Origin of the sequence: Mesorhizobium sp. M0862, from assembly GCF_040319795.1 — a bacterium.
In the GTDB taxonomy this organism is placed as follows: Bacteria; Pseudomonadota; Alphaproteobacteria; order Rhizobiales; family Rhizobiaceae; genus Mesorhizobium.
Window position 1 is genome coordinate 78,000 of record NZ_JAMYOJ010000008.1, and the last position, 25,894, is coordinate 103,893.

Annotated in this window: 28 protein-coding genes and 4 tRNA genes; 7 read left to right on the forward strand and 25 right to left on the reverse strand. The window is 62.0% G+C overall.

Annotation, left to right across the window (positions count from 1 at the left end; translation table 11 throughout):
* Nucleotides 1-357: 357 nt before the first annotated feature.
* From rplA to tuf, 11 genes are all read right to left on the reverse strand, one after another.
* Nucleotides 358-1,056 (reverse strand): 50S ribosomal protein L1, encoded by a 699-nt coding sequence (rplA, locus tag NKI15_RS14385; protein WP_023667438.1) that lies wholly within the window; start codon nucleotides 1,054-1,056, stop codon nucleotides 358-360.
* A gap of 4 nt (nucleotides 1,057-1,060) precedes the next feature.
* Nucleotides 1,061-1,489, reverse strand: coding sequence for a 50S ribosomal protein L11 (gene rplK, locus NKI15_RS14390; protein ID WP_006333334.1), 429 nt, complete (start codon nucleotides 1,487-1,489; stop codon nucleotides 1,061-1,063).
* A 172-nt stretch (nucleotides 1,490-1,661) separates the two neighbouring features.
* A complete protein-coding gene (gene nusG / locus NKI15_RS14395; RefSeq protein ID WP_006333333.1) occupies nucleotides 1,662-2,189 on the reverse strand; it encodes a transcription termination/antitermination protein NusG in 528 nt (175 codons plus the stop codon).
* Nucleotides 2,190-2,216: 27 nt separating this feature from the next.
* Nucleotides 2,217-2,420 (reverse strand): preprotein translocase subunit SecE, encoded by a 204-nt coding sequence (gene secE / locus NKI15_RS14400; protein ID WP_023667439.1) that lies wholly within the window; start codon nucleotides 2,418-2,420, stop codon nucleotides 2,217-2,219.
* 487 nt (nucleotides 2,421-2,907) lie between these two features.
* Nucleotides 2,908-3,375 (reverse strand): hypothetical protein, encoded by a 468-nt coding sequence (locus tag NKI15_RS14405; RefSeq protein WP_023707179.1) that lies wholly within the window; start codon nucleotides 3,373-3,375, stop codon nucleotides 2,908-2,910.
* 73 nt (nucleotides 3,376-3,448) lie between these two features.
* Entirely contained in the window at nucleotides 3,449-3,913 is a 465-nt protein-coding gene (locus NKI15_RS14410; RefSeq protein ID WP_023708950.1) for an Hsp20 family protein, read from the reverse strand.
* Nucleotides 3,914-4,341: 428 nt separating this feature from the next.
* A tRNA-Trp gene (locus NKI15_RS14415) sits at nucleotides 4,342-4,417 on the reverse strand.
* Nucleotides 4,418-4,576: 159 nt separating this feature from the next.
* On the reverse strand, nucleotides 4,577-5,059 hold the full coding sequence (locus NKI15_RS14420; protein WP_023707182.1) for a group II truncated hemoglobin: 483 nt from the start codon (nucleotides 5,057-5,059) through the stop codon (nucleotides 4,577-4,579).
* Between the two features lie 91 nt (nucleotides 5,060-5,150).
* On the reverse strand, nucleotides 5,151-6,851 hold the full coding sequence (locus NKI15_RS14425; RefSeq protein WP_352515204.1) for a COG3904 family protein: 1,701 nt from the start codon (nucleotides 6,849-6,851) through the stop codon (nucleotides 5,151-5,153).
* A gap of 327 nt (nucleotides 6,852-7,178) precedes the next feature.
* Nucleotides 7,179-8,813, reverse strand: a complete 1,635-nt coding sequence (locus NKI15_RS14430; protein ID WP_023707184.1) for a COG3904 family protein — start codon at nucleotides 8,811-8,813, stop codon at nucleotides 7,179-7,181.
* A gap of 147 nt (nucleotides 8,814-8,960) precedes the next feature.
* Entirely contained in the window at nucleotides 8,961-10,136 is a 1,176-nt protein-coding gene (gene tuf / locus NKI15_RS14435) for an elongation factor Tu (RefSeq protein WP_023723394.1), read from the reverse strand.
* A 312-nt stretch (nucleotides 10,137-10,448) separates the two neighbouring features.
* On the opposite strand from tuf, the gene NKI15_RS14440 reads away from it, so the two are divergent.
* Nucleotides 10,449-11,336 carry a DMT family transporter gene (locus NKI15_RS14440; protein ID WP_023681464.1) on the forward strand — a complete coding sequence of 296 codons (888 nt, stop codon included), beginning with the start codon at nucleotides 10,449-10,451 and terminating at the stop codon, nucleotides 11,334-11,336.
* A 65-nt stretch (nucleotides 11,337-11,401) separates the two neighbouring features.
* On the opposite strand, the gene NKI15_RS14445 is transcribed toward NKI15_RS14440, so the two are convergent.
* Nucleotides 11,402-11,659 (reverse strand): GlsB/YeaQ/YmgE family stress response membrane protein, encoded by a 258-nt coding sequence (locus tag NKI15_RS14445; RefSeq protein WP_023688411.1) that lies wholly within the window; start codon nucleotides 11,657-11,659, stop codon nucleotides 11,402-11,404.
* A gap of 130 nt (nucleotides 11,660-11,789) precedes the next feature.
* Between NKI15_RS14445 and NKI15_RS14450 the strand changes: the two genes are divergently transcribed.
* On the forward strand, nucleotides 11,790-12,266 hold the full coding sequence (locus tag NKI15_RS14450) for a YidB family protein (RefSeq protein WP_023667447.1): 477 nt from the start codon (nucleotides 11,790-11,792) through the stop codon (nucleotides 12,264-12,266).
* Here the strand turns inward: NKI15_RS14450 and NKI15_RS14455 are convergent.
* Complete coding sequence (locus NKI15_RS14455; protein ID WP_023688410.1) at nucleotides 12,263-13,150, reverse strand: helix-turn-helix transcriptional regulator; 888 nt, start codon at nucleotides 13,148-13,150, stop codon at nucleotides 12,263-12,265. The genes NKI15_RS14450 and NKI15_RS14455 overlap by 4 nt on opposite strands.
* A gap of 98 nt (nucleotides 13,151-13,248) precedes the next feature.
* On the opposite strand from NKI15_RS14455, the gene NKI15_RS14460 reads away from it, so the two are divergent.
* Nucleotides 13,249-13,638, forward strand: a complete 390-nt coding sequence (locus NKI15_RS14460) for a VOC family protein (protein WP_023688409.1) — start codon at nucleotides 13,249-13,251, stop codon at nucleotides 13,636-13,638.
* A gap of 16 nt (nucleotides 13,639-13,654) precedes the next feature.
* Here the strand turns inward: NKI15_RS14460 and NKI15_RS14465 are convergent.
* Nucleotides 13,655-13,728 (reverse strand) — tRNA-Gly (locus NKI15_RS14465).
* 28 nt (nucleotides 13,729-13,756) lie between these two features.
* A tRNA-Tyr gene (locus NKI15_RS14470) sits at nucleotides 13,757-13,841 on the reverse strand.
* A gap of 210 nt (nucleotides 13,842-14,051) precedes the next feature.
* On the opposite strand from NKI15_RS14470, the gene NKI15_RS14475 reads away from it, so the two are divergent.
* On the forward strand, nucleotides 14,052-14,903 hold the full coding sequence (locus NKI15_RS14475; RefSeq protein WP_023691240.1) for a TrmH family RNA methyltransferase: 852 nt from the start codon (nucleotides 14,052-14,054) through the stop codon (nucleotides 14,901-14,903).
* A 52-nt stretch (nucleotides 14,904-14,955) separates the two neighbouring features.
* Here the strand turns inward: NKI15_RS14475 and NKI15_RS14480 are convergent, their stop codons facing one another.
* From NKI15_RS14480 to gcl, 3 genes are all read right to left on the reverse strand, one after another.
* Nucleotides 14,956-15,900, reverse strand: coding sequence for a 2-hydroxy-3-oxopropionate reductase (locus NKI15_RS14480; protein ID WP_502898698.1), 945 nt, complete (start codon nucleotides 15,898-15,900; stop codon nucleotides 14,956-14,958).
* Nucleotides 15,901-16,061: 161 nt separating this feature from the next.
* Nucleotides 16,062-16,859, reverse strand: coding sequence for a hydroxypyruvate isomerase (hyi, locus tag NKI15_RS14485; protein WP_023715773.1), 798 nt, complete (start codon nucleotides 16,857-16,859; stop codon nucleotides 16,062-16,064).
* A 168-nt stretch (nucleotides 16,860-17,027) separates the two neighbouring features.
* Nucleotides 17,028-18,809, reverse strand: a complete 1,782-nt coding sequence (gcl, locus tag NKI15_RS14490; protein ID WP_352514874.1) for a glyoxylate carboligase — start codon at nucleotides 18,807-18,809, stop codon at nucleotides 17,028-17,030.
* Between the two features lie 203 nt (nucleotides 18,810-19,012).
* Between gcl and bhcR the strand changes: the two genes are divergently transcribed.
* Both bhcR and NKI15_RS14500 read left to right on the forward strand, forming a co-directional pair.
* Nucleotides 19,013-19,831, forward strand: a complete 819-nt coding sequence (gene bhcR / locus NKI15_RS14495) for an HTH-type transcriptional regulator BhcR (RefSeq protein WP_352886249.1) — start codon at nucleotides 19,013-19,015, stop codon at nucleotides 19,829-19,831.
* A gap of 47 nt (nucleotides 19,832-19,878) precedes the next feature.
* Nucleotides 19,879-20,247 carry a hypothetical protein gene (locus NKI15_RS14500; protein ID WP_245261846.1) on the forward strand — a complete coding sequence of 123 codons (369 nt, stop codon included), beginning with the start codon at nucleotides 19,879-19,881 and terminating at the stop codon, nucleotides 20,245-20,247.
* 74 nt (nucleotides 20,248-20,321) lie between these two features.
* Here the strand turns inward: NKI15_RS14500 and NKI15_RS14505 are convergent, their stop codons facing one another.
* The 3 genes from NKI15_RS14505 to NKI15_RS14515 all read right to left on the reverse strand — a co-directional run bounded on the left by NKI15_RS14505 (nucleotide 20,322) and on the right by NKI15_RS14515 (nucleotide 21,345).
* Nucleotides 20,322-20,630 carry a BA14K family protein gene (locus NKI15_RS14505; protein WP_023667455.1) on the reverse strand — a complete coding sequence of 103 codons (309 nt, stop codon included), beginning with the start codon at nucleotides 20,628-20,630 and terminating at the stop codon, nucleotides 20,322-20,324.
* Nucleotides 20,631-20,832: 202 nt separating this feature from the next.
* Nucleotides 20,833-21,042, reverse strand: coding sequence for a hypothetical protein (locus NKI15_RS14510; protein ID WP_023688402.1), 210 nt, complete (start codon nucleotides 21,040-21,042; stop codon nucleotides 20,833-20,835).
* A 120-nt stretch (nucleotides 21,043-21,162) separates the two neighbouring features.
* A complete protein-coding gene (locus tag NKI15_RS14515; protein WP_023667458.1) occupies nucleotides 21,163-21,345 on the reverse strand; it encodes a hypothetical protein in 183 nt (60 codons plus the stop codon).
* A 158-nt stretch (nucleotides 21,346-21,503) separates the two neighbouring features.
* On the opposite strand from NKI15_RS14515, the gene NKI15_RS14520 reads away from it, so the two are divergent.
* A tRNA-Thr gene (locus NKI15_RS14520) sits at nucleotides 21,504-21,579 on the forward strand.
* A 126-nt stretch (nucleotides 21,580-21,705) separates the two neighbouring features.
* On the opposite strand, the gene NKI15_RS14525 is transcribed toward NKI15_RS14520, so the two are convergent.
* The 4 genes from NKI15_RS14525 to NKI15_RS14540 all read right to left on the reverse strand — a co-directional run bounded on the left by NKI15_RS14525 (nucleotide 21,706) and on the right by NKI15_RS14540 (nucleotide 25,718).
* A complete protein-coding gene (locus tag NKI15_RS14525; protein ID WP_245260196.1) occupies nucleotides 21,706-22,233 on the reverse strand; it encodes a DUF2569 family protein in 528 nt (175 codons plus the stop codon).
* A 166-nt stretch (nucleotides 22,234-22,399) separates the two neighbouring features.
* Nucleotides 22,400-23,089 carry a TetR/AcrR family transcriptional regulator gene (locus NKI15_RS14530; protein WP_023725772.1) on the reverse strand — a complete coding sequence of 230 codons (690 nt, stop codon included), beginning with the start codon at nucleotides 23,087-23,089 and terminating at the stop codon, nucleotides 22,400-22,402.
* A gap of 69 nt (nucleotides 23,090-23,158) precedes the next feature.
* Entirely contained in the window at nucleotides 23,159-24,586 is a 1,428-nt protein-coding gene (locus NKI15_RS14535; protein WP_352886250.1) for an amidase, read from the reverse strand.
* Nucleotides 24,587-24,683: 97 nt separating this feature from the next.
* Nucleotides 24,684-25,718 carry an extracellular solute-binding protein gene (locus NKI15_RS14540; protein WP_352514873.1) on the reverse strand — a complete coding sequence of 345 codons (1,035 nt, stop codon included), beginning with the start codon at nucleotides 25,716-25,718 and terminating at the stop codon, nucleotides 24,684-24,686.
* Nucleotides 25,719-25,894: the final 176 nt, after the last annotated feature.

Consider the following 25,894-nt stretch of genomic DNA (forward strand, 5'->3'; position numbering starts at 1 on the left):
CCCCTGCCCCGCTAGTGGGACAGGCGTCGGGTTGCCTTTTTGCCGGCCGGGCCATCCATTACAGATCTCCCGAACGACGCTCGAGGATCCTGCCCCCTTTCGCCACATCGACGGCAAGCCGGAGATGCGCAGACAAAAGGCAAACACGGTTCGAACCTTTCATTGGAGCTTGTCGCTCCGTTGTCCGGTTTTCACCCGTCTCATGCAGGCCCAATTCAATTAAGGCTTCTGGGCCGCCTGCAATCTCGGACAGGATGTCCGGAAGCCTCTCGACTTCCGGTACCGGGCCGCCGACAAGTCAGAGGCCCGGAATTCACTTGCGGATCAGCGCCTTGGCAGCCGATCCAGATGTTCGTATCAAGACGCTGCGAGCGTCGAGACGTCGAGCTTGAGGCCCGGGCCCATCGTCGAGGTGACCGACACCTTCTTGACGTAGTTGCCCTTGGCGCCAGCCGGCTTTGCCTTGGTCACGGCATCGGCGAAGGCGCGGACGTTTTCTTCCAGCGCCTTGACGTCGAACGAGACCTTGCCGACGCCGGCATGAACGATGCCGGCCTTCTCGACGCGGAACTCGACAGCGCCGCCCTTCGATGCCTTGACGGCGGCGGCGACGTCGGTGGTGACGGTGCCGACCTTCGGGTTCGGCATCATGCCGCGCGGGCCCAGCACCTTGCCCAGACGGCCGACCAGCGGCATCATGTCCGGCGTGGCGATGCAGCGATCGAAGTCGATCGTGCCCTTCTGGACGATGTCGACCAGATCCTCGGCACCGACGATGTCGGCGCCGGCGGCGCGAGCCTCATCGGCCTTGCCGCCACGTGCGAACACGGCGACGCGGACAGAGCGGCCGGTGCCGTTCGGCAGGTTGACCACGCCGCGGACCATCTGGTCGGCATGGCGCGGGTCGACGCCGAGGTTCATCGCAACTTCGATGGTCTCGTCGAACTTCACCGTCGAACGGTCCTTGAGCAGCTTCAGCGCCTCACCAAGGGCATAGGCCTTGTTGGGGTCGATGCCGTCACGGGACTTCGATACACGCTTTGCAATCTTTGCCATGATCTCAGCCCACCACTTCCAGACCCATCGAGCGGGCGGAGCCCTCGACCATGCGCATGGCCGCCTCGACGTCGTTTGCGTTCAGATCCTTCATCTTCTGTTCGGCAATGGCGCGCACCTTGTCGCGACCGATCGTGCCGGCCTTGATCTTGCCCGGCTCTTTCGAACCCGAAGTCAAGTTCGCCGCCTTTTTCAGGAAGTAGCTCACCGGCGGCGTCTTCATGACGAAGGTGAAGGACTTGTCCTGGTAATAGGTGATGACGACCGGGATCGGCGATCCCTTTTCCATTTCCTGGGTCTGCGCGTTGAACGCCTTGCAGAATTCCATGATGTTGATGCCGCGCTGACCAAGTGCCGGGCCGATCGGCGGAGACGGCGTAGCCGATCCCGCTTTGACCTGGAGCTTGAGCTGGCCTGCAATTTTCTTAGCCATCTCTTTCCTGCCTTTATCTCATGCCGGCCCCAGTATCGGGAACACCGGCGGTTGCAGTCTGGTGGTGCGGTCCGCGCGGCCGGCTAAAGCCGCATTCGCCTCCCACCCGTTCATGGCCGCGCGCTTTCCGCGCCGCCTCCCCTTGCCGGCGAACCGGCGCAGGGTTTTCGGATCAGCCCTTTTCGACCTGTCCGAATTCCAGATCGACCGGCACGGCGCGCCCGAAGATCGAAACTTCCACCTTGAGCCGCGCCCGCTCCTCGTCCACTTCCTGGACGAAACCGTTGAACGAGGCGAACGGACCATCCGAAACGCGGATCGCCTCGCCGATCTCGAAAGTGACCGAGGGCTTCGGCCGCTCGACGCCTTCCTGAACCTGGTTCAGGATGCGCTGCGCCTCGGCTTCGGTGATCGGCACCGGCTTGGAGTCACCGAGGAAGCCGGTGACCTTCGGCGTGTTCTTGACCAGCGAGAACACCGCATCGGTCAGATTGGCCTTGAGCAGCACATAGCCCGGAAAGAACTTGCGCTCGGCATCGACCTTGCGGCCGCGGCGGATTTCGACGACCTTCTCGGTCGGCACCACGATCTGCTCGATATCGGCGGACAGGCCCTTCTGCTTGGCCTTGTTCTCAATGTCCTCGGCGACCTTCTTTTCGAAGTTCGAATAGGCGTGGACGATGTACCAGCGCGCGGTCATTTCAAGACTTCTCCGTAATCGCCGGACTTAATGGCCGAGGCTCAGTAACCGCTCGATCGCGTAGCCCATGGCCACGTCGGCGGTGAAGAAAAAGATCATCGCGATGACCGCGAATACGAGCACCATCACCGTCGAGATCATCGTCTCCCGGCGCGACGGCCAAGTCACCTTGGCGGTCTCCGCGCGGACCTGCTGGAGAAAGACGAAAGGATTTGTGGTTTTCGAAGCCATATGCCGCTCTGTCTTCAAGACCCGTTGGCCGGGTCTCCTGGATGATCCCGCTGGCCGGGACGTGCCGCCTGGGTTCAACTCGGCGCCGAATCAGCGCCATTTCGCCCATGCAAATCGGACGCGTAAAGCCGGCTTCCCAGCTCCACGCGTCGCGTGTCTGTTGTGTCTACATAAAACCGATTCTTGATCCACGCAAGTGGCAAGTGTCCGCTTTATGACCAAACGCCGCCTCGGAACCATCCAGTCGTCCCGTCCCGGCTATCGGCGCCTTATGCCTCAGTTTGCCCAATATGGCAAGCCACCTGCCGTTTTTCAATGCCGGACCCGAATTCCGGAGGTGCATCCGGAAATCAGGCACGTGACTACAAGTTCGAGGAAATGGCGTTGAGGACGAACCTGCGACCTGCTGTTTTGGAAAGCAAATGAAGCACCCAAGGTTGGAATCCAGCTGCCCCTGGCGAGGCAGCTGGATCAACCCAGGGTTAGTTCAGGCACAGGCGAGTTCGACCCCGGCCACTGCGCCGATTCCGCGTGGTGGGCGTGGGCGCGGCGCGATCACTGCCGGGCACGAGGGCGGGTCGTCGTCATCGTCGGGGCCGAAAGAACGGCCACGACGCCGCCAAGCCTTGAGAGCGCTGCGGCGCGAGGAGGGTCGCCAAGGCAGCACTCGGCCTGAAGTCTCTTTCCCCAGCGTGGGTTTCTCATCGAGAGCCTTCAACGCCCTCAGAATCTGGTCGACAGGGATTACCGTGCCGTTGTCCAGGCGGCGCAAGGCAGGCTGGTTTTCCACCGCGCAGGCATCGGACGCCCACGAGGAAAGCAGTGCCCGCTTTTCTCCACGGCTGAGGCGTGGATGGTTGATGACGTCGTCTGGATTGTCGAGCAGGCACAAAGAAGTTTCAATTTTGCCCGAGCGTGCCGCAGAAAGTGTTGGTGTCTCGTAGAAGTTGTCCATCTCCATTCTCCGCAATCTGGGCCTCCCGGCCGAAGCCGGGAGGCGGACCGCAGGGATAACTGAATCGATACGATCAGGCCGCTTTGCGGGTGCGTTCCGTATCCTGGGCGATCTGCTTGCCGCCCACCTGAGCGTCGCCGGCCCCGATGCTGATGCGGCGCGGCTTCAGCTCTTCGGGAATCTCACGGACGATGTCGATGGTCAGGAGACCCTTCTCAAGGTTTGCTGCCTTGATCTTCATGTGGTCGGCAAGCTTGAACGTCTGCCTGAAACTGCGGTAGGCGATGCCCTGGTGCAGCAGCTGGCGTCCGCTCTGATCATCAGCCTTCTGGCCTACCACGACCAGTTCGGGTCCATGCTGGGTCAGCTCAACCTCATCCTGGCTGAAGCCTGCGATGGCCATCGAGATACGGTAGCCGTTCTCGTCGACCTTCTCGATGTTATAGGGCGGCCAGTCCGGACGCGTGCCGCTGTCGAGCATGTCGAAAAGCCGGTCGAAACCGACGGTGGTCCGATAGAGAGTATCAAAGGTTCTCATAGCCACATCCTCCTTTGAAGCAACATGGGTACAAGGGCGCCGCCCAGCAGCGCCGTCTTTTGCCAAGCCAATCGGCCTCGGCGCGAAACGAATTAGGAAGGGCCGAAAACGGGTTCAAGAGCCCTGTTCAGAAAATTTCAGAAGCCAGGCCAGCATCCCGCTTCCAATAATTCGCAGCCGCTGAAAAGCAGCCGGCGGCAGCAAAATATGCCTATTCTGAATTGTGAACGCAAATGGCAATTGGCTCGCCAATGGCAGTTGGATCAAGGAAATCGGTTCGTGGAAATACGCCGACTTCGGCATTGCGCATCAGCGCTCTCGCTCTGCGATGCCTTCGGAACGTCGCTCGTCGAGTACGCCGCTTCAGCCCAACCAAACGAGGAGCCAAAACAAGGCGTTTCTAAAATGCCGGATTCCAACGAGGAAAATGGCACGGGCAGCAGGGCTCGAACCTACGACCTGCGGTTTTGGAGACCGCCGCTCTACCAACTGAGCTATGCCCGTACGCGCGTTTCAGCGCAGGCGCTTCCTAAAAGCTTCCGGGCGCGCTGTAAAGAGTTGTCTGACGCGCTTTCAGATCCTTTGCCGGAAATCCGGATAGGTGATGACCAGCCCGTCCCTGCCTATCTCGATTTTCGCCTGCCTGAAGCCGCATGCCGGCGCTCAGCCCCCGGCCGGCGGCTTGTACGGCCCGCCCGGCACGCCCCAGCCCCAGGCCGGCATCGGTTCGGTCTGCGGGTCGCAAGTCTCGCCGAGGGCAGAGTTCATCTTGGCCAGCCGCGATCCCCATTCGACATAGCCGATGAAGGCGGAGCGGAATTCGGGATCGTCCGGCAACCCGACCGCATCGGCGGCATCGGCAAGCAGGCTGATCCAGCGGCGGCGCTGTTCCTCCGTCAAATGCTTGCCGAGATGATGCATGACCATCTCGCGGTGACCGCCAAATTTCTCGCTGTAGGTCTTCGGCCCGCCAAAAACCTCGCCGATAAAGGCCGCGACATGCGCGGGATGATCCGGCGACATGTGTTTGAACATTGGGCCGACCACCGGGTCGCGGGACACCATGTCGTAAAAGGTTTCCGTCAGCCGATTGAGGGCTTCGATGCCGCCGGCCCATTCGTAGAGTGTCGGGATATCCTGGCTCATTCTCGATCCTCCCCCGGGCGACGCCTGCCACGACGATAGCGGAGAAATCGGGCATGGCTCAACCTGCCTCGATGGCCAGTTTCTGCGATGCCTACAGTTTGGCGGGCGACTCGGCCTTGGCTGTCGGCGGAAGCAAACAGTTGTCGGGCTTGGGTGAGGTTTTGCAAATAGCGGGGCCAGTTAGCGCCTCCACCGACTCCGGCCCGGTTGTCAGCCCGACTTTGAGCATCATGTCGGGCTCGAGCTGACGCTCGACCGAGCCTATCGCGGCGAACAGAGCTGGGTCCATCTCCATCTCCATCTCCTCCAGGTAGGCTTTAACCAACTGCGTCTGTCCCCTCGAGGACATGCTGAGCCTCGCCTTGGGATCGACCAGCCTTTTGGCGCCGGCGGCAAGCATGAGCGCGCAGGCCGAATCGCACTCCACTCCAAAATCGCTAATCAGCCCGACATAGGCACCGTTATCGGCCAAGCAGCCTGCCTCGGGCGGGTCGCAGCCGACGATAGTGGTGCGAGCGACGGCGACGTCGAGCTTCCGTTCATGGATAAGCCTTCCCGCGGCCAGAGCGCTGAACAGGCTGCCCCCCTGTGAGCTGATCACCACCGGCAGCCGCCGGTTGCCAAGGGTGTCGAGCAACTGGCGCAACTTTTGCGGGGTCTGAGGCGTCATCGCGCCTTCCGCCGAGATCCATTCCGGGCTATCGGGATTGCAGAGCGAGTCTCTGCCGCGAACGACAACGAAGCGCATATCTGGCGTCGAATTCCCTGGCGCTGCCTGCAACGGCTTGGGAGCTGGAGCCTTGGCCGCCTGAGAAAGTGGGGGGCCGGTCTTTGCCTTGATCGCAGCCACCACGGCCGGCTTGGCCACGGGCGTTTGTCCGCCGGCTGGCTTGTTTCCCGGTATTTCCCGGCAGTTCGGAGCCGGCGGGTCGAACATGCACAGACTTGCTCTGGTAAACAGGTCCAGAGTGTCCGTGCTGGTCGCCAGTTTCATCGTCAGCATATCGTGGAGGCCGATCTGCCTGATGTCGCTCGCCGGCGTCGCCTTCATCAAGTCCAGCACGCCCTGCCCGATACCCATCTCTCGGAGATAGGCCGAGATCTTTCTCGCGTACCCCTTGCTCATCTCATAGGTCTTGTAGCTTTCACCTTGAGTGACCGTTTGCGTGGTGACCCGATATTTTTTGCCCCGTTTGACGCGATATGTGGTCCGGTAGTGCGTGGTGGAGGGGAACCAGGTGGTCGTGATCTGGTGAACACCCAGATAGTTCCAGCCGCCGGCCACGCGGCGGACGCCACCGGCAAACATCAGCGGACAGGCGGAGTTGCAGCTGGCGCCATCAGACGCCCGGCCGAGATAGGCGGAACCTTTGCCGTAACTAAAACCACAACCATCCGTCCCGGGCCAACAGTCGGAAAACTCGGTCTTGCCTACGGCGATATCGAGCTTGTTCTTGCGGATTATCCGGCCAAGTTCGAGCGCTGCATTGACGTTGCCGCCAAAGGAATTGACGATAATCGGCAGTTTGCGACCGCCTAGCTTCTTCAAGGTGCGCTTGAGCAGGGCTGGCGTGCCGGCTGCGATGTCGCCTTCGGCGGAGATCCACTCCGGACAATTGGGCTCGCAGCCCGGTGCGTTGCTGCGCGCGACGACAAACTTCATCTCCGAGCGATCCTCGGACCATATCGTCGGATCATTCGTCGGATAGGGCACTCCCTGCAGAGGGAGCAATGTCTGCCATGTCCGGGGGGCGGCATCCTCGGCCTTCGCGGCGAAGGCAGCCATCGCCATCGCGGCCACCGTCGCCAGCCGAACCAGCCCGCGCCGCCACCTTGCAGCATTGTCTGAACGGTGTCCCCAAACCACGCCCGGCAAACCCCTCAATGCAATCCATAATAGTTGCGGCGACGGTGCTTGCAATAGCTTTGACCAACCGTGCAATACTTGTGCCGCGCAACGCCGGAAACAAAAAGGCAGCCCCAAAGACCGCCCTCTCCTGGTCGATCCGGCTGATATCAGTTCGACTATTTCTCGATGGTGACGACGATGCCGGCAGCGACGGTGCGGGGCCCTTCACGGAACGCGAAGCAAGGCGTCTCTTTCATGCGATAGGCACGATCAGCCATTGGACGACGGCACCACGCGGCAATTCTCAGGTTTCGGCGCCGATCTGCAGATGCTGGACCCCGTCAGCGCATCCACCGACTGGCGCCCGGTCGTCAGGCCGACCTCCAGCATCATGTCGGGTTCGAGCTGACGCTCGACCGAACTGCCCTGGAGCGCCCGGAACAAAGCGGGGCTGATCGCCATCTCGTCGAGGTAGGATTTGACCGCCTGCTTCTGCCCCATCAGATAGAGGCTGAGCCGCGCCTGGGAACCGACAAGCCGCCTGGCGCCACCGGCCAGCATGAGCGCGCAGGCCGAATCGCAGTCGCCGTCGCCATCGACGCTCAGCCCGGCATAGGCGCCTTCCCTGGCCAGGCAATTCCACTCTGCCGGGTCGCAGCCGACGAAATCGGTGCGGGCAACGGCAACGTCGAGCTTCTTTTCATGGATGATCCGGCCCGCCGCCAGGGCGCCGGAGAGGTCGCCGCCTCGCGAGCTGATCACCACCGGCAGCCGCCGGTTGCCAAGCGTGGCGAGCAATTGGCTGAGTTTCTGCGGCGTCTGGGGCGTAATCGCGCCTTGCGCTGCAATCCATTCCGGGCAGTCGGGATTGCAGAGCGGGTTGCTGCCACGAACCACGACAAAGCGCATGCCGTCATCGTGCGGCGCGCTCTCCGGCTTCAGCGGCAGCGGCGCAGCCTTTGCCACGTCCGGCAGGCCGCCGGCTGGCTTGTTCGCCGGTATTTCCCGGCAATTCGGAGCCGGAAGGTTCAGCCTGCACAGGCTTGCGCTGGTCAGCAAATCTGCAGCGTCGTCGCTGGTGACCAGCTTCATTGTCAGCATGTCGCTGAGGTCGATCTGCTGGATGTCGCTGGCCGGCGTGCTCTTCATCGTCTCGATGATGCTGAGGTCGACACCCATCTCCTTGAAATAGGCGGACAGCTTGCGCTCCACCCCCTTGCTCATCTCGTAGGTCTTGTAGCTGCCGGTGTTCTTGCGGCTGACGACCTTCTTGCTGATGACCCGCTTCTTGCCTTTCACGATCCGGTAGCGGACCTGATATTGCACGTTCATCTGCACGATCGTCGTGGTGATCTGGTGGACGCCGAGATAGGCCAGCGGCCCGACCAGGCGCCTGGTGCCGCCGGCCAGCATCATTGGACAAGCGGATGCGCAATAGCTGCCGAGCACATAGGGGCTGCCGATATAGTGCGCGCCTCTGGCGTCGTTCTCCTTGCAGTTTTTCACCCCTGGCTCGCAGCCGACGAACCAGGTCCTGCCGACCGCGATGTCGAGCTTGTTCTTGCGTATCATCCGGCCCATGGCGATGGCTGCATCGACATCGCCGCCGGGAGAGTTGATGACGATCGGCAATTTGCGGCCGCCGAGCGTTTTCAGGGCAGCCTTGAGCAGCGCCGGCGACTTGGCCGATATCGCACCCTCGGCCGATATCCATTCCGGACAGCTCGGCTCACAGCCCGCCGCGTCGCTGCGCACGACGACGAACCGCATCGGCGGATCCGGATCCGGCTCTGAATTTTTTGTCTCGGCCGCCAAGGCGGCAGTGCCCATGGCAAACATCGACACCAGGCAGATCAGCCCCAGTGCCCACCATGACCGACTATGCAAACGGTGCTGTGGAACCATCCGACCAAGCCCTCAATCAATCTATACTGTAGAGGCTCACAGACTTGCAACAGAGATTGGGACCCCAAAACAGGCACATCTGGCCAACGAAAAAGGGCGGCCCGAGGGCCGCCCCTATCCGTTTCGATCCGGCGATGCCGGGCTCGATTACTCTTTGATGGTGACGACGATGCCGGCACCGACGGTGCGGCCGCCTTCACGGATGGCGAAGCGCAGCTTCTCTTCCATGGCGATCGGCACGATCAGCTCGACATCGACGGTGATGTTGTCGCCGGGCATAACCATTTCCGTGCCTTCCGGCAGCGACACGATGCCGGTCACGTCGGTCGTGCGGAAGTAGAACTGCGGACGGTAGTTGGTGAAGAACGGCGTGTGACGGCCACCTTCGTCCTTGGTCAGGATGTAGGCTTCGGCCACGAACTTCTTGTGCGGCTTCACCGTACCGGGCTTGGCCAGAACCTGGCCGCGCTCGACACCTTCACGATCAACGCCGCGCAGCAGCGCGCCGATGTTGTCGCCGGCCTGGCCCTGATCGAGCAGCTTGCGGAACATCTCGACGCCCGTGCAGGTCGTCTTGGTCGTCGGACGGATGCCGATGATTTCCAGTTCCTCGCCGACCTTGACGATGCCGCGCTCGACGCGGCCGGTCACGACCGTGCCACGGCCCGAGATCGAGAACACGTCTTCGATCGGCATCAGGAACGGCTTGTCCAGCGGACGAACCGGCGTCGGGATGTAAGCATCGACCGCAGCCATCAACTCGCGGATCGCATCTTCGCCGATGGTCTTGTTGGAATCTTCCAGAGCAGCCAGCGCCGAACCCTTGACGATCGGAATGTCGTCGCCGGGGAACTCGTTCTTCGACAGAAGCTCGCGAACCTCGAGCTCGACCAGTTCGAGCAGCTCGGCATCGTCGACCTGGTCGACCTTGTTCAGGAACACCACGATCGACGGCACGCCGACCTGACGGGCAAGCAGGATGTGCTCGCGGGTCTGCGGCATCGGGCCGTCGGCGGCCGACACGACCAGGATCGCGCCGTCCATCTGCGCAGCGCCCGTGATCATGTTCTTCACATAGTCGGCGTGGCCGGGGCAGTCGACATGGGCGTAGTGGCGCGCTGCCGTCTCGTATTCGACGTGCGCCGTCGAAATCGTGATGCCGCGGGCCTTCTCTTCGGGCGCCGCATCGATCTGGTCGTAGCGCTTGTACTCGCCAAAATACTTCGTGATCGCCGCCGTCAGCGACGTCTTGCCATGATCGACATGGCCAATCGTGCCAATGTTCACATGAGGCTTGTTACGCTCGAATTTACCTTTTGCCATAGTCTCTTTCCTTGGACGGCCTTGACCTTCAGTTCAGTCGAATGCGGGGCGATTAGCGACTACGGCCGAAAAACACAAGTGCCTTGTGGCCGGGTGCGCTGTCCACTCGGTCTCAACCGATGATCCGATTGCGGGATGTGGCGCTGATATAGGAACGCGCGAGCGGAAATGAAATGGGGGCTGCGGGCTCCAGCACCTGTTTGCTATTCCCGCCCATGTCCTGTCCCGCCCATGTCCTGGCCTTTGCCTGCCGGATGTGCAGCCGGCGCCTGGCCCATTGCCGCTACGGCGGCGGTCTGATTTGGTTGCCCCATGCAATTCATACCGACCTCCATACGCGGCCCGCTGTTCATGATCGTTTCGACGGGGTCGTACCTCGTCAACGACACGATGATGAAACTCGCGACCGCGGGCTTGCCGTCCTATGAAGTGCTGTTCCTGCGCGGGGTCGCGGCCACGCTATGGGGCATGCCGCTGCTGTTCCTGCTGGGCTATGGCAGGCAGATTCCATTGATCTTCGACAAACGCGTGCTGCGCCGCAACCTGCTCGAGCTGGCGGCCATCCTTTGCTACGTCGTGGCGCTGGCCAACATGCAGATCGCCGATTCGACCGCGCTCGGGCAGATCACCCCGCTTTTGATGCTGGTCGGCTCCTCCATCCTGTTCGGCGAACGGATCGGCGGCGTGCGCATGGCGCTGATCGGGCTCGGCTTCATCGGTGCGCTTATGGTGGCCCAGCCGACCATGCAGGGCATCTCGGTCTATGCGTTGCTGGCGCTCGGCAACGCGGCATTGGCGGCGGCGCGCGATCTTGCCGGCAGGCGGGTCGCGGCCGAGGTGCCGGGCATGATCGTCGCCATTTCCGCCGTTGTGGTGGTGCTGATCGGCGCGGGCGCCGCGCATCTCGTTTCCGAGCGCTGGGTCATGCCGGAAGCCCGGCACCTGCTGCTCATGGCCGGCGCCGGATTCTTCCTGATCTTCGGCCATTTCTTCATCTTCATGGCCTATCGCGTCGGTCCGACCGGCGTGGTGGCGCCGTTCTACTACTGCTTCACCGTCTGGGCGGTCATCTCAGGCGTTCTGGTGTTCGGCCAGTTCCCGAATGCCCTGGCGGTCTGCGGCATCCTGCTGGTGGTCGCGAGCGGGCTGACCATCGTCTCGCTTGATGAACGCAAGCGCAGGCTGACCGTCGTCGCCTGACCTTCAAGTCAACGCGTCGAAGCAGGTTTGGCCGACCTGCGGTCGGCCAGTCGGCAGACTGGCGCCTAAAGCGTTCGCTTGCCGGAGAACTGGTGATAGGCCCACAGCACGACCACCGCGCCGATGATGGCGACGATCAGGCTCCAGATGTTGAGGCCGGTCACACCCGTGGCGCCAAAGGCGCTGAAGATCAGCCCTCCGACGATGGCGCCGACAATGCCGAGCACGATATCCATGATCAGGCCCTGGCCGGTCTTGTTGACGATCTTGCTGCCGATAAAGCCGGCGATGACGCCGAGGATGATCCAGCTGATAATGCCCATTTTTCCTCTCCATTCCCCGCCCGCCGATCATGGTCACATGATTGTCAAAAGCTCAAGCCAACTTGAAATTCCGCCCGCATGGTCCATTGTAGCCGGCGGGACGGGCTTGGTCGTTATGGAGGATTGACCTATGGGACTTTTTGACAACGCCGTGCCCGGCGGCAACATCACCAAACCGCTGATGATCGCGCTCGGCGCGCTGCTGGTGGGAAAGATGCTGAGCGGCAGAAGCGCCGAACAGACGAGTGCCGAAGAGACGGGCGAGCCCGCCCAGCCTCAAACGCCAGCCCCCACCGGAACCACGGCCTCAGGCGACGGCGGCCTGCTTGGCGGACTGGGCGGACTGCTCGACAAGCTCAAGAATGCCGGCCAAGGCAATGTTGCTGACTCATGGGTCGGCACCGGGCAGAACCAGCCGATCAACGCCAATGATCTGGGCAAGGCGATCGGCCCGCAGGTCATTCGAGAGATCGCGCAAAGGACCGGACTGGACGAGCAGGAGTTGCTCAAGCAATTGTCCACAGCCCTGCCCGGCATTGTCGACAGACTGACGCCGAACGGACAGGTGCCGCAGCAACACCAGGTCGCGTCCGCTTTCAACAGCTAGACTTCTGCGCCTGCATCACGCGCAAACACGCCCGGCACCGCCTTGCGGCTGTCGGGCGTTGCTCCGACCAGCGCGGCGAACCGCCTGGCAGTCGACGCATCGACCGGCGTGTAGACGGAAACCGAGAAATCACTGTCGCGGCCGCCCGGCTGCAGCGTGGCGAAATCGAAGGACATCGCGCCGGCGACAGGGTGCCGGATGGATTTCCGCCAGATCGGTGGCTCGGCGATGTCGCGGCTGTTCCAGCACGTGGCGAACGCTTCGCTTGCCGCTTCCAGTGACGAAACCAGCGCAGCCAGCACCGGATCGCGAGTCATGGCGACAGTGGCAAGCCGGAACTGCGCCGCCGCCGAGCGCGAAACCTCCGGCCAGTCGACAAAGCGCTGCCGCCATTCCAGGTCGAGAAACAGCCGGGCGAGCAGGCTGCCGGACCACTCATCATCCGTCTCGAAATCCCCAAGCAGCACCGCCGCCGGATGGTTACAGGCGACGACCTGCCAGTAGCGATTGACGACATATGCCGGGTGCGGCGCCAGCCCGTCGAGCAGGCTGAGCAACGGCGCGCTGGGCAGGCCTTGCGCGCCGAGCCGGTTTCGCCAATCGAGATCGGGCCGCGCCAATTGGAAAAGATAGGCCTGCTCCGACCGGCTCAGTCTCAGCACCCGCGCCAGCGAGCGAAGCACCTGCGGCGACGCGTTCACCTCCCGTCCCTGCTCGAGCCAGGTGTACCAGGTGGTGCTGATCCCCGCCTCGGCGGCGACCTCTTCGCGCCTGAGGCCCGGCGCCCGGCGGCGGCCATTGGCGCCATCGATCCGCGGCAAGCGGTCCCGCCGCTCGCGCAGGAAGCGGGCAAGCTCATCGTGCCGTGGGCCGTCGTATGGCATGCAGTCACCTCCGATACCAGTATAAGCTATAGTCTTGTACTACTTTAAAGGAAAGCTAGGTTGCGGGCGATCGAACATCAGCCCACGGGACTTCGACAATGAATGCGCTCAATGAAATCCGTCAGATCGACTACACCGTCATCTTCGCCCGCGACATGGCCGCCATGCGGCACTTCTACGGGGATGTGATGGAATTTGATCTGCAGCGCGAACTCGGCGACAGGTGGATCGAATATCGGGTCGGCCCGAACACGCTGGCCTTGACCAGCCTCGGCATGATGTTCAACGACACGCCGCAGCAGCGGGATGCGCTGTCGCTTCAGCTGGCATTCCGGGTGGCGCCGGAGATGGTCGCTGCTTGCGCCGAGGCGCTCCAGGCCAAGGGCGTGCAGCCGGTCCTGCCGCTCACCGACCAGGAATGGGGCCACAGGACAGTGTTCTTCCGCGATCCGGACGGCAACGTTGTTGAGATATTCGCTGAGATCTGATGCGGAGTGGGGAGTTTGGAGCGGGTAGCGGGAATCGAACCCGCATATTCAGCTTGGAAGGCTGCTGCTCTACCACTGAGCTATACCCGCATCGTCCTCAAGGTTCGCGGGCTGGCAGTGGTGGAGAGGGTTGGATTCGAACCAACGTAAGCTAAGCTAACGGATTTACAGTCCGTCCCCTTTAACCACTCGGGCACCTCTCCAGCCTGCCGTCGAAGCCTTGCAACGAGGCATTCTCGCCGATCAGGTCGAAACCAGGGTTTTGTCCGAAATCAGCGAAGCGCCTTATGGCGGCAAGGCCAGTGGGTGTCAACCGCACCCCAAGGCAAAATGCGCTGATTTTGACAGCTCACCCGGCAAGCCGGCTTTCTGCCTGTATCCATGGCCCGGCGACGCGGCTATAGAAGCCGGCCATGAGCAATGACAACACGCCCAAGACCGCCAAAGACACCCACTACGCCAAGCTGCGCCGCGCCCATCGCGACGAGAAGGCCGGCGGCGCGCCTGCCTTCCGGCCGCGCCAGCCGGTGCCGCCGGGCGAGAACGCCGCCGACGGGCTGGTGCGGCTTTATGGCCTGCACACGGTGCGCGCGGCGCTCGACAATCCGCGGCGGAAGATCCGTAACATGCTGGTGACGCGCAATGCCGCCGAGCGGCTGGCGATCGCCGACCTCGCCGCTTTGCCGTTCAAGGCCGAACTCGTCGAGCCCAAGGAGATCGACAAGATCACCGGTTCGGATGCCGTGCATCAGGGCGTGCTGATCGAAGCCGAACCGTTGAAGCCGAAACGCCTCGACACGCTCGGCGACACGAAACTGGTGCTGGTACTCGACCAGGTCACCGACCCGCACAATGTCGGCGCCATATTGCGCTCGGCGGTCGCCTTCGGCGCCGGCGCACTGATCACCACGGCCCGCCACAGCCCGCAGGAATCCGGCGTGCTGGCCAAATCCGCCTCCGGCGCACTGGAGCATATCGACCAGATCGAGGTGAAGAACCTGGCCGACGCGCTGGGACAGCTGCACGATGCCGGCTTCCAGACCATCGGCCTCGATTCGGACGGGCCGGCCGAACTCGAAACGGGTTTTTCAGGCGAGAAGATCGCGCTGGTGCTTGGCGCCGAAGGCAAGGGCCTGCGCCAGAAGACGCGCGAGACGGTGACCACGCTCGCCCGCCTCGACATGCCCGGCGCCATCCGCTCGCTCAACGTGTCGAATGCGGCGGCGGTGAGCCTTTATGCGGCACGGAAATTCCTTGGAGGGTGAATGGTGAAATAGTGAATGGAAAAGCGTTCTTACCGCAACTATTCACCATTCACTATTCACCCACTTCATGCCCCGCCATCCGCTCCAGCGCACGAACCAGCGCTGAGTGATCCTCTTTTGCCCCGCCATTCGCCGAGCATGAGTTGAACAGCTGCTGCGTCGTCGACGTATTGGGCAGCGAGACACCGAGTGCCTTGGCGCCTTCCAGCGCCAGATTGAGATCCTTCTGGTGCAGTTCGATGCGGAAGCCCGGCGCGAAGGTGCGCTTTATCATGCGCTCGCCATGCACCTCGAGGATGCGCGATGCCGCCAGCCCGCCCATCAGCGCCTGCCGGACCTTGGCGGGGTCGGCGCCGGCTTTTGCGGCAAAGACCAGCGCCTCGGCGACCGCCTCGATGGTCAGGGCTACGACGATCTGGTTGGCAACCTTGGTGGTCTGGCCGACGCCGTTCGGGCCGACAAGCGTGACGTTCTTGCCCATCTTTTCGAACACGGGCTTGGCGCGCTCGAACGCCTTGTCCTCGCCGCCGACCATGATGGTCAGGGACGCCGCCTTTGCGCCGACCTCGCCGCCCGACACCGGCGCGTCAAGATAGTCGCAGCCGAGATCGTTGATCTTTTTGGCAAAGGTCTTGGTCTCGATCGGCGAGATCGAGCTCATGTCGATGACGAGCTTGCCCTTGCTCAGGCCGGATGCAACACCATTGTCGCCGAACAGCACCTCGGCAACCTGCGGGGTGTCAGGAACCATGGTGATGACGATATCGGCGGCTTTCGCCACTGCCGCGTGGCCGGTGATGCTTCTCAAGCCCTTGGCGACGAGATCGGCCGGCGGCTTCGAGCGGTGGTCGCTGGCAATGACGGTGTAGCCGGCATCCAGGAGATGCCCGGCCATCGGCGCGCCCATAATGCCAAGGCCGATGAAGCCGATGGTTTCCATTGTTTTCTCCTTTGTTGAGGCTGAGTTCCTTCGCGCCCCCTCTGGCCTGCCGGCCATCTCCCCCACTTGTGGGGAGATTGGCAGTTTCGGCGCCTCGCTCACCCTGCAATGTTGGGGATTGGCGAAAAGCCGGGATGACGTCCGATCTCCCCACCTGTGGGGGAGATGGCCGGCAGGCCAGAGGGGGGCGCGAAGGAACGCGACTTCAATCGTAACAGCTAAGCCGCGGCACTCCCCTGCCCGTTAAGCTCCCGAAACCACCCCAGCCCAGCCTCCGTCCCCGCCTTCGGTTTGTATTCCGCTCCGACCCAGCCGGAATAGCCGATCCTGTCGATATGCTCGTAGAGGAAGGGATAATTGATCTCGCCCGTCCCCGGCTCGTGACGGCCGGGATTGTCCGCAAGCTGGATATGCGCGATGCGGCCGAGGTTGGCCTCGATGGTACGGGCGAGATCCCCCTCCATGATCTGCATGTGATAGATGTCGTATTGCAGGAACAGGTTCTTCGAACCGACGCGCTCGATCAGCGCCAGCGCCTGCTCCGAATAGTTCAGGAAAAAACCCGGTATGTCGCGCGTGTTGATCGGCTCGATCAAAAGCCGGATGCCGGCCTGCTCCAGTTTCTCGGCTGCAAACGCGAGGTTCTCGGCTAAAGTATTTTCCAGCACCGAACGATCCACGCCCTGCGGCGCGATGCCGGCGAGGCAATTGACCTGCTCGCAGCCGAGCGCATGGGCATAGCTGATCGCCTTGGCGATGCCTTGCCGGAATTCCGGCGCGCGGTCGGGCAAAACCGCGATGCCGCGCTCGCCGTTGCCCCAGTCGCCGGCCGGGAGGTTGAACAGCACCTGTGTCAGGCCGTTCTTCTTCAGCCGGGCCGCGACCACGTCAGGCGTATGATCATAGGGGCCGATATATTCGACGCCCTTGAAGCCGGCGCGGGCTGCGGCATCGAAGCGATCGAGGAACTCATGCTCGCCAAAGAGCATCGACAGATTGGCTGAAAAACGCGGCATTCTTTTTCTCCTTCTTCTGCTTGGCCCTAGGCGTGTTGAGATTCAGGTCGGGCAGAGTCGAAAACGGTGACTTTCGAAAACCGGAGCGGAACGTACTTTCTGTACGTGAGCACCGGAAGCGCAGGAAGGCGCCGTTTGCAGGCCTGTCTCACCTGAATATCGGCGCGCCTAATCGAGCAACACAATCGCCGTTGGCGCATCCTCATGGCTTTCGGCAAGGTCCTCGAATTCGGTGATCTTGTCGATTTCCGTGCCCATGGAAATGTTGGTGACGCGCTCGAGGATGAATTCGAGCACCACCGGCACCTGGTATTCCTTCATCAGCCGCTGCGCTTCCTTGAACGCGCCGGCGAACTCTTCCGGTTTGCGCACCCGGACCGCCTTGCAGCCCATCGCTTCTGCGACCGCGACATGATCGACGCCGTAGCCGGCCTCCGGATCGTTGGCGCGGTTGACGTTCTCGAAGGCCAGGCTCACCTCGAAATCCATCGCAAAACCGCGCTGCGCCTGGCGGATCAGGCCGAGATAGGCATTGTTCACGACGACATGGATATACGGCAGTTTGTGCTGTGCGCCGGCCGCCAGTTCCTCGATCATGAACTGGAAGTCGTAGTCGCCCGACAGCGCCACGATGGTGCGATCCGGATCGGCGGCGCGCACGCCAAGCGCTGCCGGCAGCGTCCAGCCGAGCGGGCCGGCCTGGCCGCAATTGATCCAGTTGCGCGGCTTGTAGACATGCAGGAACTGCGCCCCGGCGATCTGCGAGAGGCCGATCGTGGTGACGTAGGTGGTGTCACGGCCGAACGACTTGTTCATCTCCTCATAGACGCGCTGCGGCTTCAGCGGCACCTGCTCGAAATGCGTCTTGCGCTTCATCGTCTTCTTGCGGGTCTGGCATTCCTTCGCCCAGCCCGACCAGTCGCGCAGCTTTCCTGCCGTCTTCCATTCGGTGGCGACGTCGAGCAGCATCTTTAGTGCCGCACCGGCGTCCGAGACGACGCCGAGATCCGGCGCGAACACCCGGCCGATCTGGGTCGGTTCGATGTCGACATGGATGAATTTCTTGCCCTTGGTGTAGACATCGACCGAACCGGTGTGGCGGTTGGCCCAGCGATTGCCGATGCCAAAGACGAAATCGGCTTCCAACATCGTCGCATTGCCGTAGCGATGCGAGGTCTGCAGCCCGCACATGCCGGCCATCAGCCGGTGGTCGTCGGGGATCGCGCCCCAGCCCATTAGCGTCGGGATGACCGGCACGCCCGTTATCTCGGCAAATTCGATCAACAGATCCGACGCATCGGCGTTGACGATGCCGCCGCCGGCGACGATCAGCGGCTTTTCCGCGGCATTGAGCATCGCCAAGGCCTTTTCGGCCTGGGCGCGCGACATTGCCGGCTTGAACGGGACCAGCGGTTCATAGGCATCGATATCGAATTCGATCTCGGCCAATTGCACGTCGACCGGCAGGTCGATGAGCACCGGGCCCGGTCGCGACGAGCGCATCAGGTGAAATGCCTTCTGCAGCGCCATCGGCACGAGATAGGGCTCCATGACCGTGACCGCCCATTTGGCGACGGGTGCGGCTATGGCGGCGATATCGACCGCCTGGAAATCCTCCTTGTTGAGCCGTGCCCGCGGCGCCTGACCAGTGATGCACAGGATCGGGATGGAGTCCGCCGCCGCCGAATAGAGCCCGGTGACCATGTCGGTGCCGGCCGGGCCCGACGTGCCGATGCACAGCCCGATATTGCCTGATTTAGCTCTCGTGTAGCCCTCGGCCATATGCGAGGCCGCCTCGACATGGCGCGCCAGGATGTGGCGGATCGAGCCCCTCGCCTTCAGCGCCGAATAGAACGGATTGATCGCCGCGCCCGGCACGCCGAAGCCGCAGGAAACGCCTTCCTTTTCGAGAACGAGAACCGCTGCATCTACAGCGCGCATCCTGGCCATGTCCAGCCTCCGCAAATTGTTGGTCGACCAACAATGCCAGTATGGTTTTCATTTTTCAATTTTTTCAGAATAATTTTTCATTTCTAGAAAACGGCTCCTGTCCACTGATTTCGCTGGCTTTTCCGTTTTTCATGAATCCGGGCACCAGAATCTGTGAAAAAGTTTTTCATTGCGATTTCGGCGAAACCGGCGACAATGCCGCCATGGAAACCAGCGAAAAACGCCAGCGCAGCCGGCCGCACGCTTTCAACTGTCCGTCCGAGCCCGGTTCTTTACAGTCGCTGGACCGGGCCTTGCGCATCCTGGCCATCGTCGCTGAAGGCAGTGGCCTGTCGCTGAGCGAGATTTCGGCGCGTAGCGAGCTCGCGGCGTCCACCGCCTACCGCATGCTGACGACGCTGCAGAACCACGGCATGGTCGAGTTCGATACATCGGACCAGCTGTGGTCGATCGGCGTCGAGACCTACCGCATGGGTGCCGCCTTCCTGCGCCGCCGCAAGCTTGTCGACCGGGCCCGCGTGGTCATGCAGGAATTGATGGAGAAGACCGGTGAAACCGCCAATCTCGGCGTCGCCGAGGACGATTGCGTCGTTTTCGTCAGCCAGGTCGAGACCCATCAGGCGATCCGCGCCTTCTTCCGCCCGGGCACGCGCAGCTCTTTCCATGCCTCGGGCATCGGCAAGGCGGTGCTGGCGCAGCTCGAGCCGGAACGCGTCGCCGCCATCCTGCGCAAGTCGGGCCTGCAGCGCTTCACCGACAAGACGCTGTCCGACATTTCGGCGCTGGCCCATGACCTGGCTGTCATCAAGCACCGTGGCTGGTCGGTCGACGACGAGGAGCGGCATCCCGGCATGCGCTGCGTGGCCGCCGCCATTTTCAACGAGTTCGGCGAGCCGATCGGCGGTGTCTCGGTCTCCGGACCGACGGTGCGGGTGACGATGGAGCGGCTGGACGAGATCGGGCCGCTGGTGCGCGACGCCGCCGCTGAGGTGACGAGGATGATCGGCGGGTTCCGATTATAATGCGGAGAACGCTTCAGCTTTTGCTCGCCGCTTCACTGTGCGGATGCGTGGCGACGGCGCCCGAACCCGCCCCTGTCTCCCAGCAAGTCAGCGAGATTCCGATCTCGCTCGCTTTGGAGGAGACAATCACGATCGGCATTCGCCAGCATTTGCAGGATCCTGTATCCGCCAAATTCGGGACGATGCGCGCCGGCGAGCGGACGCTCAACGGCCGCCGGGAAATCGTGGTCTGCGGCCATGTCGCCGCGAAGTCATCGTCCGGTGGTCATACAACAGACCAACCGTTCGCCGCCAAGATCTATCCGGATGAAGGAAGCAGCTTCGAACTCATCGCCATGGGCGATCAATCGCTGAATGCGAGCGGTGGTGTTGTCGGCACCTGCCATGCAGCCGGATTACCGATCTCCAAACCGTAGCTGACACTGCCACGCGCTCAAATGTAGGAAAGAGGGGCTGTGTACAGCCCCTCCTTCTTGTGGGGAGCCTCCTCTTAGAGGCGGCAATAGTGGCGGTAGCCGTCATAGCCGACATAGGTGTCGGAGTACGGATCGTAGCTGGCGTAGCGGTTGGCGCAGCGGCGGACGTGCCAGGAACCACCCTCGTCGTCGACATAGACGGTGCGGGGCTGCTGGTTGAGCAGGCTGCCGAGCACGAAGCCGCCGACGCCGGCGGCGATGCCGATGCCGATTTCGCGGTTGTGGTGATGGCTGTGGGCGGCCGAGGGCTGGACGGTGCCGACCAGCGAGGTGGCGGCGACGGTGCTGGCGATGAGGGCAGAAGCGATTTTGCGCGTGAACATGACGATCTCCTTGTTTCGTTGCGAGAGGCGATCCATCCGCCTCTTGATCATCTGTCGTTTCGGCGCGGAAAAAGGTTCGAAAGAATTTGGGATTTTCTTGAAGGCCGGAAATCAGCCGATGGAAACCAAGATCTGATCGATCGAGCGCTCAACGCAAAAAAGGGCGGCCGAAGCCGCCCTTCCGCGAGGCAGGTCGTCTCGCTCAAAGGAAGATGATCACCTTGCCGTGGTGATGATGATGCTTGTGGTGATGGTGCTTGTGTTGATGGTTCCACCACCAAGAGGGCTTGTCGTGGTGCTTGTGATGGTGGTGATGATGGCTGTGAGCGGAGGACGACTGCACGGTACCGGCGAGCGCGCCGGTGGCGACGAAGATGGCGACCAGGCCCGAAGTAAGACTGCGCTTCAACATGATGATCTCCTTGATCGAGGCGACCATTCGCCTCTGGAGATCAGTCGCGGTGACGTGGTGAAAGGTTCGAGGTTTTGAGCGAGTAGTGAGTAGTCAATGGTCCGAAAGGCGTTCGCCCATTCACCATTCACCATTCATCCCCATCCCAGTCACATGCCGCAGCCAAAACGCCATCGCGATAAAACCGACGATGGCGGCGATGCCGGTCCAGTCGACATTGGCGCTCTTCACGTCCCTGATGAGCTTTACCGCAAGCAGCCAGGCAATGACGACAAGCGGCAGGATGATGACAAGTCTGATCATGCGACACCCCGTTCGATGCGTTTGCACCTGAGAGATATGTAGGGATCGCATTGGCGGTTTTCAGCATGGCGGCCCGCCCACCTCGGCGGGGTCCATTAGCGATCGAAAACGGAGTTTTGTCTTTACTGGCGCACGAAATATGCTAACCGGAGCGCCGTGCCCTTGTAGCTCAGCTGGTAGAGCAGCGGTTTTGTAAACCGAAGGTCGGCGGTTCGATTCCGTCCGGGGGCACCACCCTTCGCTCTTCGAGCTTCGGGTGGCAGGCCACTCGAAGCTCGTTAGTCGAAGGAGGACTGCCGACGGTTCTATTCGGCGGAGCTGGCAGCACGACATCAGGCCAACTCGCAGCCGTCGGACCTTCTAGGAAAATGTGGCAGCCTGTATGGCTGCCGTATCGCCGAACGTGTTCCTCACCCTAACCGACCTGTAGACGTAGGCGGCCCAGATCCCTGTGACTATGAAGGATGCCAAAGGTGTAACCAGAGCTCCTCCGGCAAGCAAACGGTTTACCGGGACACCCAGAACAGTCGATATCCAAACTGTGTCCAGTACGAATAAGAGAGGGATCGCGAACCACAGACATATGAACAGCTGCGGAAAGCGGTGGCTTCGCCGCAGCATCGAAACAAGCACGACCAGCTGAAGCACCAGAAATGCCAGATTGAGGGCTGCCTCGCCATAGATGGCCAAGGCCCCGTTGGGCACTGTAACAAGCTGTTGGTAGGTTTTGACCAGACTGGCCATATCGACAAGTGTGCGCAACGGCGAAAGGGACAGGCTGATCGCCAGCAGGATCAGCCAGCCGCCGAACCCCACGAGGTCATCTGGGCTCTGTGAGGATTTGCGCGACGACCGGACGGCGAAGAAAACCGGCACGCCAATCAGCAACAGAAGTATCGCCCAATGCCACATTTACCCACCCTCGAATGCATCCCTGGGTTGTTTAGCTCGCACCTCTGGATTGTGCAAGCGTTTTTACAGAGATCAAGGCATCGTAGAGATTTTCGGGTTTAGGTTTGCAGAGGACGCTTTCGTCGCTCGCAATGGCCGCATCTCACCCCAAGTCAAAATGCCGCGGAAAGGCCTGGTGCAGCAGGAGCAGCATGGTCTTGCGCAGCACGTCGGTGTCGCGGCTGGACGGGTTGAGATGGTCCCAATACCAGGCGCCGTGAACCAGATAATTCAGGCTCTCCGACAGCGTGTCTATGTCGACGCCGGTGTAACCGCCGCTGCGCGAAATCTCGATCAGCAGTTCGCGCGCTTCGGCCGTGTAGGCGAGATCGCTGGGCAGGCCTATCTCGTTGTAGAGCTGCATGCTCTTGCGGTCGCTGGAGAACACGACGAAGACCGACACCCAATTCGGATGCTGGCGGGCAAAGCGTTGCGCGCAATCGACCGCGCCCAAGACCCGCTCGACCGGCGACAGGCCGGGCGCCCGCACCAGCGTCAGCCACAGCGCGTCATATTGGTCGCTGAGATATTGCAGGACGGCTCGGAACAGGTTCTCCTTGCTGCGAAAATGAAAGACCACCAGTGCGTTGGACGAGCCGACATGCTCGGCGATGCGCTGCATGGTGACGCTGGCCAGCCCCTCCTCCGCGATGAGCTCGATTGTGGCGTCGATGATGCGCTGGATGCTCGCTTCGCCGCGCTCGCGCCGGCGGTCCTTGGGCGCAGCGTCGTTCGCCGCACCCTTGGCCGCCTTGCTTTTTCCCGCATCCGGAGTGGCTATGCGTTGCGCCATTGTCGTCAGGCCTTTCCCCGGCGGCCGAAACATCCCGCCGCTGCCTTGGGATGCCGGCGCCCTGCGGACTCACAGCGCCGGGCGTGTCCCGGCATTCGTGTACCACTGACCACGAGCCGTCTCATAGGCCATACCCGCCCGGAACACGTCGGCGTCGCTATAGGTGCGGCCGACAATCTGGATGCCGGTGGGCACGCCGTTGGCGGCGCGGCCCGACGGCACGGACAGAACCGGGCAGCGGCTCAGCATGTTGAACGGCGTCGTCATCACCCAGCCCAGCGACGGGTTCACCTCTCGTCCATTGATCTCGACCTTGCCTTTGGTCTGATCGAATTCCGCCGGCACTGCGGGAAGCGCATTGGTCGGGCAGATCAGCACATCGTGTTTTTCCAGCAACGGCCCCAGCGTCAGATACATCCTGGCCGCCACGTCCAAGGTCGCGACGAAGTCCGTGGCCTTCGACTTCTGCCCGTCGTTGGCAAACTGCCTGGCATAGCTGGTCATGTCCTTGCCGTGCTTGGCGAGCAGCGGCGACAGCGAGGCGCCGAAGAGATGTTCGAGATAGGCCATGCCGGCCTTGAGCACCTCGTCGCCCCAGCCGAGGTCCACCTCCTCGACGGTGGCGCCGAGCGAGCGGAACACATCGCAGGCAGCGAGCGTGTTCTTGCGCACGTCCGCATCCACCTCGAAGGACCCGAGATCCATGGAGAATGCGATCTTCCAACCCTTGATCGGCTTGTAGTCGAGCGGCAGGCGCAGTTTCGGGCGCAGCGTGGCGATGTCGAGCGGGCTCGGCCCGGCCATGACGTTCTGCAGCAGGATCGCATCCCCGACGTTTCGGGCCAAGGGCCCGGTGTGGCAGTAGAAATCGAGATAGAACGGCGCCTCATCGGGATTGCGGCCGTAAGGCGGCTTGAAACCGACCAGGCCGCAGGCCGAGGCAGGGATGCGGATTGAGCCCGCTATGTCCGAGCCGGTTGCGATCGACGACGTGCCGGAGGCCAGCGTTGCCGCCGAACCGCCCGACGAACCGCCCGGCGTGAAATCCGGGTTCCAGGGGTTGCGCGTGACGCCCCAGCGCTTCGACCAGGTATAACCGGCGCAGCTGAATTCGGGCGTCGCGGTGCGGGCGTGGACGATGCCGCCGGCCTTCATGACACGCTCGTTCATGGTCGAGGTATGGCCGCCAATGGCGTCCCCGGACAGCAGCGAGCCATGCGAGGTCGGCTTGCCCTTGATGTAGCTCTCATCCTTGATGCCGATCGGCAGGCCCTCGAGCGCGCCGGTCCTTGCGCCTCTGGCGTATTTCGCCTCGGCTTTTCTGGCGAGATCCATCGCCTCGTCGAAATGCGTGAAGGTGAGGCAGTTGATCGTCGCCTTGGTTGCCTCGGCGCGGCGGATGGTGGCCTGCATCAGTTCCACAGGCGACAGTTTCTTCGCCTTGAACAGCCGCAACGCCTCGCTGGCCGGCATGTAGCAAAGGTCGAGATCGGACATAAAAAATCTCCCGCGGCGGCTTTACGGCATCTGGCATTGGGGATGGCCGAGCCGCGATGCGCGGCCCGATGTTGGTCAGCTTCGGCCGGCGGCGCTGCTATTTCTGCAGATCGGTCCAGATCCTGGTGTAGAGCGCCTGGACGTCGGCGGGACAGGCCGACATGAATTGGCCCTTGTCGGCAAATTCGGCCGGAACATCCACTTCGGGCGCGCCCTTCATATCGGCCGGCAGGAAGGGCTCGGAGCCCTTGATGCCATTGGCGTAGTGCGCGAAGGCCGAGATCATCGCTGCATTCCTGGGGTCCATGATGAAATTCTGGAAGAGCTTGGCGTTCTCGACGTTCTTGGCATCCTTGAGCACCGCGACACTGTCCATCCAGATTGGAAAGCCCTCCTTGGGATAGCCGTAGACGATCTTGTCGTTCTCCAGCCGCTCGCGCAGCGATATGCCGTTCCAGTTGACGCCGGCGGCAATGTCACCCCTGCCGAGACCGTCGACGGCCGCATAGTCGAGCGACAGCCATTTCGCTTTCGCCTCGATGAGCTTGTCATGCACCTTTTTCAAAAGCACCTTGTCGTCGGTGCAGTACTTACCGCCCTCATAGGCAATGGCGAGGAACATGATGTCTCCCATTTCGGGCACGACATTGATCTTGCCCACGAGTTCCGGCGGCGGATCGAGGAAAATCGCCGAGGTGTTCGGATCGCCCGCATAGACCGATTTGTTGACCGAGATGCCGGTCGTGCCCCATTGCCACGGCACCGAATAATTGCGGCCGGGGTCGAACGGCACGTCGACCCATCTCGGATCGACGTTTCTAAAGTTCTCCATCGTGTTGGGATCGGTTTCCAAGAGCAGGCCTTCGCTGATCCAGATCGGCATCACGCTGGCCGATGGAACGACGATGTCATAGCCGGAAGCGCCCTGGCGGACCTTGGCCAGAGCCGTATCGTTGGAGTCGTAGTCGGTGACGGTAACCTTGACCTTGTAGGTTTCCTCGAACTTCTTGATCAGGTCCGGGCTGGTGTAGTTGCCCCAATTGTAGATTTGGAGTTCGCCCTCGGCGCGGGCAATGCCGGTCATCGCCAGCAGCGACAGGCCGAGCGCCGTGGCGGTCGATTTCAACTGCATGCTTGTGTCTCCCATTGTTCGGACCGGCGGGATTGCGCCTCGAGTCCCTAAGTTCCCTTCGTCCTGGTGATCATTCACCGGCGAATGCCGGCTGACCAACTCGGTATCTCGGCAACGGTATTAATTACTAAACATACAGTCAATATCTTTTGCGACACAACTGCATGATCGGCACC